Here is a 15,200-nt window from a genome sequence, read left to right on the forward strand (position 1 = left end):
GCGGCATGAATTAAACCGAGATGAGCGCTATGCACTTTCAGAACACAACAAAGAGCCAGAGTCTGCCCTTGGCGTATCCAGCCAGAAAACGTATGGCGGTAACGATCTGTGCACTATTTATTCCACTGTTCATGTCCGGATGTGATGACACACCGTCTGTCTCCAGCGACGCCCTGCGTCCCGTCAAAACCTGGACGGTACCGACTGCACAACAGGCGCCGTCGTCAGCATGGACGGGAACCGTTGAACCTGCTGAAGAAGTCACGCTGCATTTTCGTATTGACGGCAGACTCGCTTCCAGACCTGTCGATATTGGCTCTCCGGTGACAAAAAACCAGACCGTTGCCACCCTGACTGGCTCCCAGAGCCAGGAAGAAGTGGCTGCTGCACTTGCGGAGTATCAGGATGCGTTTGCTGCAGAAAAAAAAGGGCGTCAGGATCTGGAGCGGACCAAAAAGCTTTATGAAATCGGAACGGCTTCTCGGGCACAACTCGAAGAAGCCATCGCATCTGTTACTGCATTGAATGCGCGGAAAGTACGGGCACAGGCGCAGAAATCCGGGGCACTTAACGAATCGGGGTTCAGTACCCTTAAAGCCCCCTTTGACGGTATCGTCACGCTTTTCACTCCCTATCCGGGACAAACTGTCACCGCTGGCCAGGATGTGGTCAGAATAGCCTCAAGAAATGCAGAAGTGCAGTTCAGTGTGCCCGCTACTGTGGCAGCGAAACTGCATGAGGGAGACAGCATTTCAGTCATTGCAGGTGAGAGAAAAACCAATGCACGGATCCGCTATATCAGTCCCCAGCTTGATAACAGTACCCGGACAAGTCTGGTCCGGGCTAGTCTGTCGTTACCCGAAAACGCAATACTATATGGCAGCGCTGTGTCAGTTGAGCTGAATGAAAACACTGGTAAGGTGATCCCGTTGCCCGCCTCCTCCCTTATGCGCGCAGGCAATCAACCTGCTGTATTTGTCGTTGATCCAAAGACCCATAAACTGGAATCCAGGGACGTTACCATACAACGTTATTCCGTTGACAAGGCATACGTTTCTGCCGGACTTCAGGCTGGTGAACAGGTGGTTGCTGCTGGCGTAAGCACCCTGACGGACGGTGAAAAAGTGGCTATCAGTGCAGGGGCCGTGAAATGAATTTTGAAAAATATAACCTTTCGTCCTGGGCCTTGGGCCACCAGCAGCTCGTCAGTTTTTTGCTGCTGATTATTATGGTTGCAGGCTGTTTGTCATTTACGTCACTTTCCCGGGATGAAGATCCAGCCTTTACCATTAAAACGGCGATCATCAGTGCAGACTGGCCTGGTGCATCACCGGAGGAGATGGTGAATCTCGTTGCCGATCCGATTGAGAAGACCGTTCAGGAGCTACGCTGGTTTGACAGCGTTGACAGCCAGACCCGTGCTGGTCACACAGAAGTGACCGTTAATCTGCTTGATGCCACCCCGCCTGCAGAAGTCAAACCCTCCTGGCAGGAACTGCGAAAGAAAATGCGCGATATTGCCGCCACTCTTCCCGACAGTGTTGGCGAACCAGTGGTTAATGATGAATATGACGCCACTTACGGGACCATCTACGGTATTACTGCTGATGGATTCAGCAACGCAGAACTGAGAGACATAACAGACCGTATCCAGCGTGAACTGCGTACCGTTAAAGATATCGGTCGTACAGTCCAGCTTGGCATCCAGCATGAACAGATAGTACTCAGCTTCTCCGCGCGTCAGCTGTCCACGATGGGGATTTCGCCTGACGACATCATGTCGGCGCTCAGGAAAAATAATGCCGTCACCCCCTCAGGTAGCCTGCGTACACTCAATGATCGGGTCAGCATCGATGTCAGCGGAACCAGTCTCACCGAGGGTTCATTAAAGCATATCAGCCTGCGTTCCGGTGATCGGACGCTGCCCCTTACTGATATTGTCAGTATTACACGGAAGCCTCCGCAAACACCTGAACCAGTTTTCCATGTCAACGGTCAGCCGGCTCAGGGTATTGCGATTGCTATGCTTCCTGGCGGCAACATGCTTGAGTTTGGCCCCGCACTTGACCAGAAACTGGAGCAGATTAAAGCCACATTACCCCACGGAATAACGGTATCGAAAATTGCCAACCAGCCTGCCATCGTGGATGAGGCTGTGGACGGCTTTCTTCATGTCCTGATGGAAGCCATTGTTATTGTTATGGCAGTTTCCTTTGTTTCCCTTGGTCTTCGTGCAGGTCTGGTGGTAGCTGTAGCGATTCCAATTGTGCTGGCGCTGACATTCACGGGCATGGAGCTGGCCGGCATCGGACTTCAGCGGATATCCCTAGGTGCACTTATTATCGCCCTGGGTCTTCTGGTCGATGACGCGATGATCACTATTGAATCAATGGTTTCGCACCTTGAAAAGGGAGAACCACTGCGAAAAGCAGCCTCCAGCGCCTTCGTGAAAACGGCATTTCCAATGCTGACCGGCACACTGGTGATGATTGCGGGCTTTATTCCCGTAGGTTTTGCCAAATCCATGGCTGGAGAGTACTGCTATTCACTTTTTGCAGTAATCTTCATATCACTGCTTAGTTCCTGGGTTGTTGCAGTCCTGTTTTCACCGATCAGCGGGGTGTGGTTGCTTGCTGGCGCCAAACTCCATAAACATGACGAAAACAGGAAAGGTCGCCTGAGCCGGGCATATGAATCGCTTCTCTCCTTCTCTCTTCGTCATCGTCTCGCGATTACCGTCTCATCCGTGCTGCTTTTTGGGCTATCCGTCTGGAGCAGTCAGTGGCTGAAAAGTGAGTTTTTCCCGGCGTCGGACCGTCCTGAACTTCTTATCAGTATGACATTGCCGGAAAATACCACGCAGCAGGCAACGGAAAGCCTGACAAAGCGGCTGGAACAAATTCTGGATAAAGAGGATGGAGTCCAGAGCTATTCCTCATACATTGGTACCGGAGCCGTACGGTTTTATCTGCCAATGGATGTCCTGTCAGATGCTGAAAATATTTCGCAACTGGTTGTGGTGGCAAAAGATCTGGATACCCGTAAAGCACTGCAGGCAAAACTGACCGGAATTCTTCATGATCAGTTCAGCGATATTGTCACGCGTATCTCCCCACTGGAACTGGGGCCCCCAGTAGGCTGGCCGCTTAAATACAGGGTGACCGGGCCGGATTTCAACCAGACGCGGATCTATGCCCGCCAGTTATCAGCAATTCTGTCGAAAGATCCACGAGTGACGGGTCTTAACATGACCGCAGGCGATCCACAACGTGCGGTAAACATTCACATTGACCAGACTGCTGCAGGCATGGTCGGCCTGACTTCTGAGCGTATTGCCGACACGCTGAACATGTTCTATTCCGGCGTGCAGGTGACTGAACTTCGTGAAGGTAACCGCCGCACAGAGGTCATTTTGCAGGCAAGCGAAGCGGACCGTAATAATCTGGCCGGCCTTGAAGGTACGCTCATCACAAGTGAGAGTGGTGCAAGGGTACCTTTATCCCAGGTAGGATCATTCTCATGGGGTTTAAAAAACCCGGAGATCCAACGGCGTAACAGGGAATCTTCTGTGACTATTCAGGCTGATGTCACTAACGGACAAAACGTCGACAATGTCGGGAAAGAACTGTTACCACGTATCGAAGAATTCAGGGAAAAAATGCCGACAGGGTATAACGTCTCCGTGAGCGGAGCTTCTGAGGAGTCGGATAAAGGTAACGATTCCCTGATGTCCGTTCTGCCGGTGACTATTATCGTCATGCTCGGAGTGATGATGATACAGCTACAAAGCTATTCACGTGTGATCCTGGCCACACTGATGGCCCCTTTCGGCTTCATTGGCGTTGTAGCGGCTTTACTGCCTACCGGAACGCCGCTGGGGTTTGTGGCACTTCTGGGTGTTATTGCCCTGAGCGGTATGATTATTCGTAACGCCATCATCTTGATCAGCGAGGTTGATGAAAATCTTAAACTGGGACTGGCAAATAATGAATCTATCGTGAATGCGGCGAAGCACCGGGCCCGCCCTATCATGCTGACAGCCTGTGCAGCAATTTTCGGTATGATCCCCATAGCAAGGCAAGTATTCTGGGGACCAATGGCATTTGCCATTATCGGTGGTCTGGTTGCTGCTACCTTTTTCACACTGACTCTTTTACCAGCACTTCTAAGTTTTTTACTTGACCATGAGTCCCGTCGGACTGAAGAGATACAATAATAATTAGTATGGGGCAGTATGTGACTGCCCCCTTCTTTTTGTCAGATTAATTGAGGTTTCACATGCACATAACCATATGAAACCTCGATGATGATGCTCTTTTCATCGGCCAGACAGCCCACCTCATCGAACAAAATGTCCCCCTTGATAAATCCTTAACAGATAATTGATAAGACGTTGAATTTTTGATGTTATTTTACCTGCTTCCACCTTGGAAGAGGAATAGCGATAAAACATTAATCTGTATTCGATGATGATCCAATTTATGAAATTCGACTAAATAAAACAGCAAGGAATAAATCCCCACGTTAATTGTTTTGATATGAATCATTGATTCACTCGAAGCGGATAAATAGACAACAGTAAAATAGTAAAAAAACAGGCATCATATAAGTTAAGGAGATAAAAAGTGAAATGTAACGAAAAAATCGACGTCAGTATAATCATCCCCGTATTCAATGCAGAAAAAACACTGCCATCACTCATTAATTCGTTACTTTCAGAAACAAGGGTTAATATCGAAATTATAGTTGTTGACGATGGCTCAACTGACAACACTAACGAAATTTTAAAAAAAATAACAGATAACAGAGTCGTCCTGGTGGAACAACCAAACAGAGGGGTTTATGCAGCCAGAAATCTGGCATTAAGCATGCATCAGGGACGCTGGGTCATGTTCATCGATGCAGATGACGCAATATCAAAAGATTTTGTTTACAACCGGTTACTGGTGGCAGAACAAGGTAACTTCGACGTTGTCATATTCAATGGACATCGAATCGGCATCGATAAAAAAAGTCTCCCTCAACCTGTTCACAAAAAGCAATTATATAATTGCCCATTATCAGGCCATGAATGGATTGATATTTGTGTTAAAAACAAAGAATGGCCACACTACTTATGGCTCCAGACAATAAAATCTGAATATATTAAAAAAAATGAGTTATCTTTTATACCGGGATATAGTCACAAAGATATCACCTGGACGGTAGACCTTGCTTTAAAAAACGGCTCATTTTATATATCCAGCCTCTATGACTATACCTACATGATTAATACGGCTTCCATAACACAGAGAAGTGATTATTATGACAAAAGAGCAACAAGTTATATCGAAGTTATTAGCTATATCCTTAGATGTGCTCATGAACAACAGAGCAAATCCCTCAAGTCCAGATTGCAGAGCCATGCATTAGTTGAAGCAAGACACTTTCTCGGCTTACTGAGGAGAAAAGTGATACATAAGCATGCGATTCGTTTGGATTTTAATAAAAACATTGATCTTGCTGATTTATTCCGAGGTGTCAGAAGTATGAGTGATCTATTCTTTTTTGTAAAATTGTTTTTAAAGACAAAACGATAACATCCATCAAAATAAAATTATTCTACATGCAACATATACTGGGTTAGTTTATATCATCAATTGAATATCTTTCCCACTAAAGAGCTTCACGAAATAGTAGCTTACTGGGATGAAAAATAATCCGGATTGTAATCTGCTATATCGCCAAACCACATGGGGCTTTACAGGAGTTCACTACATGTATATTGGCGTTGCAAATACATCCTTGTATGGATCACAAAGTAACATTTCACGATCCTGAGAGATATACTGGGCAAGGATCTTTACAGGGCAATCTACATACTCTGCGGCATAAAAAATTGTGAGGTTCTTGAGTTAATTGCTAATCCAAATCGTATGCATTTGGTGTAATTATCCTACCTAAATTTCGATATCAACTCTGTTGGAGCATCTGAAAGGACGCAGTGCTATCAGGCTCTACTATCGTTTTTCACATATACGAAAGAAGTTGTGTGGTAATCACTTTTAGTCCTGTCGTTACTTTTTAGATGCTTTCGGGGTGAACGAGGAAATTATCAGACAATATGTGAAGCATCAGCAGAAAACGAAACAAACACATGAAAAGCAGATGAAATTGTAAGGGCTGGAAATGAAAGATGGCAATAGACCGCTTCAGGGGGCAGTCTCCCCCCTGTAAGAAGGTAGCTTTTTACTGTGACGACATTTCTCTTTCAAAAGAACGTAATATTGTGCTCAACTTGACAAGGCCTTCATAATTTCCATCCTGGAAATACTGATCATTAACAAGTTTTATTTGCTCCAATTTTGTCAAGGAATCATACACCTGATGAGCCACACTGTGTACGTCAAAAATATCTTTTCTGTCAGTTCCCTGCAAATACTCAGCCTTCAAGTATACTGTTAACCTGTTAATTACACTGGTGTTTTTTAAGTAAATAGAGGAAAGAACTTCTTGTTTTATCTTTGCTGAAGAAGTTGGAGATTGAATAACAGGTATTGCTGTTTTGTTCAAATTTGAAACTATTTCCGGCGTTGAACTACTACACGCGCTTACAAACGCTATGCATATAAAAACTATGCCTCTCGTTCCATTGACAATTTTCCTATAATCCTTAGTAGATTTAATATACATTATTTAATATCTCACTTACGTAATTCATATATTCTTCCCTTCCACGATCACAGATGGTTCTGGCATGCCTGGTAAACACATAACTTGCGTTTTTAATTCCAGGCACATTAATCTTGATTATCTGATACCTACATCAAGATTCAATCAATAATCCATCAACAAACAATCAATTCCGATAAGATACATTAAAATCATTACTAAAATACAAAACCCTGTACCTTACATTGCATATTATTTGCAATTTTAATTATTTCATACTTATGACAGGACTAAATATTGTAGGCCTTCCACGGCAACAAATGATTATTTTTTTAACCTTATTCTGATAAAGCTTTCTTCTTCTACTGCTTTTGGCGTAAATAGAACAGGAACAAACCATCGTAAAGCTACTCTATCTTCTAAACGATATTTGACGGCCGACGAAACTGCAGGTCTTATTTTCCTATTGCGTATCACTGAAATTATATGTAATGTCGATGAATTAACCAAACTATTATAAATAAATTCATCATTCTATGAAATATACGACACGCCAACACAATGGAGGAATAAATGCCCAAGTCAACAAATGCTCATATCCACTTCCGCATATTTCCCATATACGTTTATGTAGGTTAAGGTACTCAACAGTTAGGATATTTTATACCCAGCAATATGAGTATAGTGCCGGGTAGACATTACTATTCAGTAGAACGACTCTCTAGTGAAAGAGCTTTCTGCGGTGTTATGCTGGAAGAATGTGTTAACCAACTGCATTCCAACGTCGAAGAGATGAAGGCCCGCACTGTGCCAGATCCAGATATAGTCATTCCCCCCTGAGAATTACACTTTTCAGTGATTCAGGGCATGCGCTTACTGGCTACGAATATTGGGCCAGTATCATGTGGTTTGATGATTGCCGCTTTGCTTTCGAGCCAGTAGGTACTCCACGTTAGCTAACGAATACTCAGGGCATGCAGACAAACTGTATGGCTATATTTCTTTCGAAGAACGTGGAATGCATACCAATCCCCGATAAAAAGGAGTTGGTGATGACTGCAAAAGATCAGTTTGCTGCTCATGTTGGTCTGGACTGGGCGGATAAAAAGTGCCCCTGACCCCGAAAATGATCCAGCCGTAATCAGGAATAACCGACTTCTGATCCTGACCCCGAATATGCTCTAGTCATAATCAGGAATAAACGGCTTCATGTTGGCTGCATGTTCTGGCAACCGGCAGATTTTTCAGCGAATTCGGATGGCGTCATCCAGCCCAGTGCTGAATGGGGACGCCTCTGGTTATAGTGTATGCGCCAGGCCTCGATTTTGCACCGCGCATCCTCCAGGGACATGAACCAGTCTCGTTCAGACACTCCTGGCGCAGCCTGCCATTGAACGACTCCACTGGGACATTGTCCGTCGGTGTTCCCGGTCGAGAGAAATCGATACGGATCCCCCGTTCATACACCCACTTGTCCAGCATTTTTCCTGCAAATTCAGAGCCGTTATCGGTTTTCAGCAACTGTGGTAAGGGGCGTCTGAGCGCTATGCTGTTCAGCATCCCTGCAACCTCCGTTGAACGCAGATCCCCAAACATTCTCGCGTGAATTTTTTTCACAAAAGCTCTCTGACCGGTTTGTCCTAGAAATGAACTTGAAATGCTTCCCTGGGTCGATACCAATAAGGAGGTCACTTGTGCTCTGCTTCTGTCTGTCGATGAGAGGTATAGTGAATTTCATACTCTTCCCGGTATAGAGTTTCGCCCCATAAAACCGGTTTGTTATCAGAAGTTAAATAGGTATGCTGCCGTACAAGGATAGGTCGAGTGCGTTTGATTTTAAGCTGCTGCGCCGCTTCTTGGTCAGGAAGAGCTACCCGAACCTGATTTGTGATAGTCTGTATATCTATTCTCAATACGTGTTCAAATATATTTTGAAGTGCGTTCGCTTCTAATTCCTGTTTGTCTATTTGCAATGCAAAAATAGAGGGCATATAGCGTATTTCAAGCGCGATAGGTTGCTGATTAATCAAGCGAAGCCTTAACAACCGGTGAATGCGTTCCTTTTTTGAAAGCATCAGTTTAGTTTGTAACAGTTCGGATGTTGTCACAGGAGTGAACTCTACGACGTGATACTCAAGATGTTTATCGACGCCAATCAGATCCTTTTCGAAAAAACCAAGTGTTTGCGTATCCATTACGGTGACAACAGAAGAATTTTTGACGAAAGTTCCTCGCCCTCTCACGCGTTCAATCAACCCATCATTAAGCAAGCCTTGCATCGCGTGAACCACGGTGGCGCGTGTTGTATTAAATTGTGCAGCGAGTTCATTTTCAGAAGGTAGAAGCTCGCCTTGTTTATAAACATTTTGTGCTATTCCGTTGCGTAACGCTTCTCTAATCTGCATGTAAATCGGCAAATTGCGATGCATGTCAAAGTAATCCTTTTTTTCAGGTTGCATAGTCAACTAATCAATCTAGAAAGTAATGATATGTCATTCTAGCAGATTTTATCTTCAGGTGTGGCCAGGTAAACGCACATAAAATGAGTCAGATAATATGATTTTTGATACGCATGCACATGTTTTTGTTCGGGGGCTGCCATTGGCTCAGCATTGTCGTTATATCCCTGATTACGATGCCACTCCAGAGAACTACATCACCTATTTAGATCGATTCGGTATTGATGCTGGTGTATTAGTACAACCCAGCTTTCTTGGGACAGATAATCATTACATGCTGGAGGCCTTGCGCCGTTATCCAACACGGTTTCGCGGTGTGGCAGTGGTAGAGCCAAATGTTTCACGCGCTGAGCTTAATGAAATGGCGCAATCAGGTGTGATAGGTATTCGTTTAAATTTGATCGGTGCTGATTTACCCAATTTTGCATTACCAGAATGGCAACAACTCATTAATCATGTAAAAGAGTTGGGCTGGCATGTTGAGTTGCATCGGGCTGCGAGTGATTTGCCTAATCTAGTTAGGGCATTGCTCAAGTCAGAAGTAAAAATTGTTATTGATCACTTTGGCTTACCCTCTCAAGCGGACAAACAAAACGATCCTGGATTTCAGTTTCTACTTGAACATGCTGCAAGTAATAATATTTGGGTTAAATTGTCTGGTGCTTATCGCAATGGTGGTGCCGCGACTGCGGATGAGAATGTCAAACCTCTGATTCCTCTTCTACTTCAACATTTTGGTCCCTCGCATTTATTGTGGGGAAGTGACTGGCCACATACGCGATTTGAGGACACATTTAACTATCAGAAAACATTCGAATTATTTAAATATACAATACCTGATGTTGAGATAAGACAATATATTCTCTCGAAGAGTGCGGAGTCACTTATTAATTAAATTTCAGGAAAAATTGGAAGGTTGACCATGAGCATTTTTTATAAAAAAAGCTGGTACAAGTGGATTGTGTTAGTGGTTTGTATCCTTGCCTATTCGTCAGGAAATCTGGTGCGCTGGAACTATACGGGGATCTCTCAATACCTTATTGGTGAATGGAATATTGGTAAAGAAGAGTTAGGGATACTGGGATCCGCGTTTTTTTACGCTTATGCAATAGGGCAAAGTCCGTGGGGAACACTTACAGATATACTGGGTGGCAGGAAGGTTATCTCTATCGGTATTTTACTGACTGCTGTTATGTTTTCCCTCTTCGCTTATGCAGGTGGATATCATATTGCCATTATTATCAGGGCATTAATGGGGTTTGTTGGCGCAGCAACATTTGTTCCTTGCATGGCGGTACTTTCTCGTTGGTTCAGTAAAAAAGAGCGAGGTATGGTATTAAATATCTTCTCTGGTACTGGTGGAGGATTAGGTGAGCTTTGGTCATTTTTATTAATGCCATTAATATCATTATTTATGGTAGGGGGCGCTACTGTATTTGGATTAAGCTCATGGCGTGCCTCCACTTTAATTATGGCCTTCGTTACACTGGCGATCATGATGCTATGTTTTGTCGGTATGCGCTCGGATCCATCGGAGTTAGGACTACCTTCTGTTGCCGAGCAAGAGACGTGTAAGCAGGTAAAAGATAATAGCTACAAGGTTACCCTGCTTAATGCTTTACGTGATCCATGGTTCTGGGTAATTACGTTTTCCTGGCAAGGTTTTACAGTTTCTTTACGTCTCCTGCCTGCATGGTTGCCTATTTATGCCGCAGCTTACTACAAGCAGACTCAGGGATTATCAAACGTAGAGGCGATGGTTGCGGGCGGAATGATGGCATCTGTGTATGTTGCTGGCCGAATCCTGGGAACTCCCTTATTTGGTAAATTATCTGATTTTTTGCTGATTCGCCATAGTGTCCCTAGGACACTTATGATTGCTTTTTTTCATATATTCATTACACTATCGATGTTTGTTTTAAGCTATCAGATGCCATCTACACTACTATTTGCAATATTAGTTTTTGTAATCGGCGCAGCAATTAATATGTTCCCTTTGGTTAACGCAGCTGTTGCTGAAATCTGGCCGGTTAAAACGGGTGGTGCATTAATGGGAATGGTGAATACGGTCGGCCAATTGATTGGCGCTTCTGCTTTAGCTTATAGCGGATTCATGGCGGGAAAATTCTCTATTGCTGGTGCTGGTTACAGCTTTGAATATCGCGGGATTTGGTATTTGGCAATGATATTTAGCTCGATTTCCATTATTGCTTCTCTTTTAGCCATGCACCGTGAGAAACAAAGTATTAGAGAAAATGCAGCGAGCCAATAATATGAAATTTAATGATATTTTTGGACGAGTTAAACGTTCAGAAAACAGAAAGATGGCCGCCATTACGCAATTCCTTAAAAAGAATGATTTAAGCGTGGATACCACCGTCGAAGTTTTTATTACCGTTACGCGCGATGATCGTCTTATTGCCTGCGGCGGTATTGCCGGAAATATCATTAAATGCGTTGCTATCTGCCAATCCGTGCGCGGCGAAGGGCTGGCGCTGACGCTGGCTACAGAGTTAATCAACCTCGCCTACGAAAGGCATTGTACGCACCTCTTCATCTACACCAAAACAGAATACGAAGCGCTCTTTAAACAGTGTGGCTTCTCAACGCTGGCTGATGTGCCTGGCGTGATGGTGCTCATGGAAAACAGCAATACGCGCCTGAAACGCTACGCTGAATCCTTAACGAAACTGCGTCATGACGGGAAAAAAATCGGCTGTATCGTCATGAATGCCAACCCCTTCACAAACGGGCATCGCTACCTGATCCAGCAGGCCGCCGCACAGTGCGACTGGCTGCATCTGTTCCTGGTAAAAGAGGATACGTCGCGTTTTCCGTACGAGGACAGGTTTGATCTGGTGATCAAAGGAACAACGGATATTCCACGCCTGACTGTGCATCGCGGTTCCGAGTACATCATCTCGCGTGCGACCTTTCCGTGCTACTTCATCAAAGAACAAAGCGTCATTAACCACTGTTACACCGAAATCGACCTGAAGATTTTCCGCCAGTACCTGGCGCCAGCATTGGGTGTAACACACCGTTTTGTCGGCACGGAACCGTTTTGCACCGTCACCTCCCAGTACAACCACGATATGCGCTACTGGCTGAAGACGCCAACGCTTCCCGCCCCCCCCATCGAGCTGGTGGAAATTGAGCGGCTGTGTTTCCAGGAGATGCCGATTTCCGCCTCCTGGGTGCGCAAGCTGCTGGTTAAAAAAGATCTCACGGCTATCGCACCGCTGGTTCCCAACCCCACTCTGCACTATCTGCAAGGCATGGTTGAACGTAACCCGTCCAGCGCGGTAGTCCGCCAAAAGACCCCGCATTAGAAACAGGTGAAAAATGAAAATAGACCAGGCTGCCGTCGCTGGCACACTTGAGTCCGGTGATGTGATGATTCGCATTGCTCCACTCGACACGCAGGATATTGACCTGCAAATCAACAGCAGCGTTGAAAAACAGTTTGGCGACGCCATTCGCGCCACCATTCTGGATGTGCTTGCCCGTTATAACGTCCGCGGCGTGCAACTAAATGTTGATGACAAAGGCGCGCTGGACTGCATTTTGCGTGCGCGGCTGGAAGCGTTACTGGCTCGCGCCAGCGGCATCCCCGCTCTGCCGTGGGAGGATCGCCAATGATTTCCGCCTCTCTGCAACAACGTAAATCCCGCACCCGACGCAGTATGCTGTTCGTCCCCGGCGCAAATGCCGCGATGGTCAGCAACTCGTTTATCTACCCGGCCGATGCGCTGATGTTCGACCTGGAAGACTCCGTCGCGCTGCGTGAAAAAGATACCGCTCGCCGTCTGGTGTATCACGCCCTGCAACACCCGCTGTACCGTGATGTGGAAACCATTGTCCGCGTTAATGCGCTGGATTCCGAATGGGGCATTAACGACCTTGAAGCGGTGGTTCGCGGCGGCGCTGACGTTGTCCGTTTGCCGAAAACCGACACCGCTCAGGATGTTACCGACATCGAGAAAGAGATCCTACGCATTGAGCAAACCTGCGGCCGTGAACCCGGCAGCACCGGACTGCTGGCCGCAATCGAGTCGCCGCTGGGCATTACCCGCGCCGTTGAAATCGCCCACGCCTCCGAACGTCTCATCGGGATCGCGCTGGGGGCGGAAGACTATGTGCGCAATCTGCGTACCGAACGTTCCCCGGAAGGCACCGAGCTGCTGTTTGCCCGCTGCTCCATTTTACAGGCGGCACGCTCCGCAGGCATTCAGGCGTTCGATACCGTCTATTCCGATGCCAATAACGAAGCGGGCTTCCTGCACGAAGCGTCACACATCAAACAGCTGGGTTTTGACGGCAAGTCCCTCATCAACCCACGCCAGATTGAACTGCTGCACAACCTGTATGCCCCGACGCTTAAAGAAGTCGCCCATGCGCGTCTGGTCGTGGAAGCCGCAGAAGCCGCCGCCCGTGAAGGCCGCGGCGTCGTCTCCCTGAACGGCAAAATGGTAGACAGCCCGGTGATTGAACGCGCCCGTCTGGTGCTCTCCCGTGCAGAACTTTCCGGCTTTGCGAAGAATAAGGCAAAAAAATGACGCAGAAAATCGAACAACTTCAACGACAAGAACGGATAGCGGCCTTTAATCGCCATGCCGAAAGCGAATTTTCCGCTTTTCAGAGCACTTCGAAACTGAATTTACAGGCGCAAAAACGGCGCGATAAAAAACTGTGCGCCACGCTTGAAGAAGCCATCCGCCGTTCTGGTTTACAGGATGGAATGACCATCTCTTTCCACCACGCTTTCCGTGGCGGCGACCTGACGATCAATCTGGTGATGGACACCATCGCCTGTATGGGCTTTAAAAACCTGACGCTGGCCTCCAGTTCGCTGAGCGATTGCCACGCGCCACTGGTCGGGCATATTCGCCAGGGCGTCGTGAGCCGAATTTACACGTCTGGTCTGCGTGGCCCCCTGGCGGAAGAAATCTCCCGCGGATTGCTGAATGAGCCCGTACAAATTCACTCCCACGGCGGTCGCGTCCATCTGGTGCAAAGCAGTGAGCTCAATATCGATGTGGCCTTCCTCGGCGTGCCGTCCTGCGATCCGTTTGGCAACGCCAACGGTTACACCGGTAAAGCCTGCTGCGGTTCGCTGGGCTATGCGAAAGTGGATGCCGAAAACGCCCGCCAGGTTGTTCTGCTGACGGAAGCGCTGCTGCCGTATCCGCATAATCCAGCCAGTATCGCCCAGGACCAGGTGGATCTCATTGTGCAGATCGAACGGGTAGGCGACGCCGACAAAATTGGCGCAGATGCGACCCGCATGACCACCAACCCGCGTGAACTGTTGATCGCCCGCAGCGCGGCAGACGTGATTGCCAACTCAGGCTATTTCCAGGAAGGCTTCTCTCTGCAAACCGGAACCGGCGGCGCCTCTCTGGCAGTAACCCGTTTTCTGGAAGACAAAATGCGCAGCCGCGATATTCACGCGGATTTCGCGCTGGGCGGCATTACCGCCACGATTGTCGACCTGCATGAAAAAGGGCTGATCCGCAAATTGCTGGACGTACAGAGCTTCGACCGTAACGCCGCAGAATCGCTGGCCCGCAACCCGAATCACATCGAAATCAGCGCCAACCAGTACGCCAACTGGGGCTCAAAAGGCGCATCGGTCGATCGTCTGGATGTCGTGGTGCTGAGCGCTCTGGAGGTGGATACCCGGTTCAACGTGAACGTGCTGACCGGTTCCGATGGCGTACTGCGCGGCGCGTCAGGCGGTCACTGCGATACCGCCGTTGCCGCCGCGCTGTCGATCATTGTCGCGCCGCTGGTTCGCGGCCGCATTCCGACGCTGGTCGATAACGTGCTCACCTGCGTAACGCCTGGCTCCAGCGTCGACATTCTGGTGACCGACCACGGCATCGCCGTTAACCCGGCGCGCCCGGAGCTGGCGGAACGCCTGAAAGAAGCGGGAATGAAAGTGGTCTCCATTGAATGGCTTCGTGAACGTGCGCAGTTGCTCACCGGCCAACCCCGCGCCATTGAATATACCGATCGCGTCATCGCCGTAGTGCGTTACCGCGACGGTTCGGTCATTGACGTTGTTCATCAGGTGAAGGAATAAGC

The 15,200-nt window shown here is 47.3% G+C and carries 10 protein-coding genes and 3 pseudogenes; 10 read left to right on the forward strand and 3 right to left on the reverse strand.

The features are described 5' to 3' along the window. Positions 1-92 precede the first annotated feature (92 nt). From RS584_RS15840 to tnpA, 4 genes and pseudogenes are all read left to right on the forward strand, one after another. Positions 93-1,154 carry an efflux RND transporter periplasmic adaptor subunit gene (locus RS584_RS15840; RefSeq protein ID WP_315748312.1) on the forward strand — a complete coding sequence of 354 codons (1,062 nt, stop codon included), beginning with the start codon at positions 93-95 and terminating at the stop codon, positions 1,152-1,154. Continuing rightward, a complete protein-coding gene (locus RS584_RS15845; protein ID WP_315748313.1) occupies positions 1,151-4,216 on the forward strand; it encodes an efflux RND transporter permease subunit in 3,066 nt (1,021 codons plus the stop codon). Before RS584_RS15840 ends, RS584_RS15845 begins: the two co-directional genes overlap by 4 nt. Before the next feature lie 409 nt (positions 4,217-4,625). Continuing rightward, positions 4,626-5,579, forward strand: coding sequence for a glycosyltransferase (locus tag RS584_RS15850; RefSeq protein WP_315748314.1), 954 nt, complete (start codon positions 4,626-4,628; stop codon positions 5,577-5,579). Positions 5,580-5,732: 153 nt separating this feature from the next. Further along, positions 5,733-6,159, forward strand: a pseudogene (gene tnpA / locus RS584_RS15855) (IS200/IS605 family transposase). A gap of 69 nt (positions 6,160-6,228) precedes the next feature. On the opposite strand, the gene RS584_RS15860 reads toward tnpA, so the two are convergent. The 3 genes and pseudogenes from RS584_RS15860 to RS584_RS15870 form a co-directional block, all read right to left on the reverse strand. After that, positions 6,229-6,672: a hypothetical protein gene (locus tag RS584_RS15860; protein WP_315748315.1), complete on the reverse strand. Its 444-nt coding sequence runs from the start codon at positions 6,670-6,672 to the stop codon at positions 6,229-6,231. 1,186 nt (positions 6,673-7,858) lie between these two features. Continuing rightward, positions 7,859-8,169 (reverse strand): annotated as a pseudogene (locus RS584_RS15865) (integrase core domain-containing protein); the annotation flags it as partial. Between the two features lie 170 nt (positions 8,170-8,339). Next, a complete protein-coding gene (locus RS584_RS15870) occupies positions 8,340-9,080 on the reverse strand; it encodes a GntR family transcriptional regulator (protein ID WP_315748316.1) in 741 nt (246 codons plus the stop codon). Positions 9,081-9,207: 127 nt separating this feature from the next. Here RS584_RS15870 and RS584_RS15875 point away from each other — a divergent pair, with 127 nt between their 5' ends. The 6 genes and pseudogenes from RS584_RS15875 to citF all read left to right on the forward strand — a co-directional run bounded on the left by RS584_RS15875 (position 9,208) and on the right by citF (position 15,198). Beyond that, entirely contained in the window at positions 9,208-10,005 is a 798-nt protein-coding gene (locus RS584_RS15875) for an amidohydrolase family protein (protein ID WP_315748317.1), read from the forward strand. Between the two features lie 27 nt (positions 10,006-10,032). Continuing rightward, positions 10,033-11,382 carry an MFS transporter gene (locus RS584_RS15880; protein ID WP_315748318.1) on the forward strand — a complete coding sequence of 450 codons (1,350 nt, stop codon included), beginning with the start codon at positions 10,033-10,035 and terminating at the stop codon, positions 11,380-11,382. A 1-nt stretch (position 11,383) separates the two neighbouring features. Continuing rightward, a pseudogene (citC, locus tag RS584_RS15885) lies at positions 11,384-12,459 on the forward strand ([citrate (pro-3S)-lyase] ligase). Next, positions 12,456-12,752 carry a citrate lyase acyl carrier protein gene (citD, locus tag RS584_RS15890; RefSeq protein ID WP_012133370.1) on the forward strand — a complete coding sequence of 99 codons (297 nt, stop codon included), beginning with the start codon at positions 12,456-12,458 and terminating at the stop codon, positions 12,750-12,752. Before citC ends, citD begins: the two are co-directional and overlap by 4 nt. After that, positions 12,749-13,669 carry an aldolase/citrate lyase family protein gene (locus RS584_RS15895; RefSeq protein ID WP_315748319.1) on the forward strand — a complete coding sequence of 307 codons (921 nt, stop codon included), beginning with the start codon at positions 12,749-12,751 and terminating at the stop codon, positions 13,667-13,669. The genes citD and RS584_RS15895 overlap by 4 nt, the downstream gene beginning before the upstream one ends. Then, positions 13,666-15,198, forward strand: a complete 1,533-nt coding sequence (gene citF / locus RS584_RS15900; protein ID WP_315748320.1) for a citrate lyase subunit alpha — start codon at positions 13,666-13,668, stop codon at positions 15,196-15,198. The genes RS584_RS15895 and citF overlap by 4 nt, the downstream gene beginning before the upstream one ends. Positions 15,199-15,200 lie beyond the last annotated feature (2 nt).

Origin of the sequence: Enterobacter sp. DTU_2021_1002640_1_SI_PRY_ASU_LCPMC_013 (assembly GCF_032389435.1) — a bacterium.
In the GTDB taxonomy this organism is placed as follows: domain Bacteria; phylum Pseudomonadota; class Gammaproteobacteria; order Enterobacterales; family Enterobacteriaceae; genus Enterobacter; species Enterobacter hormaechei_C.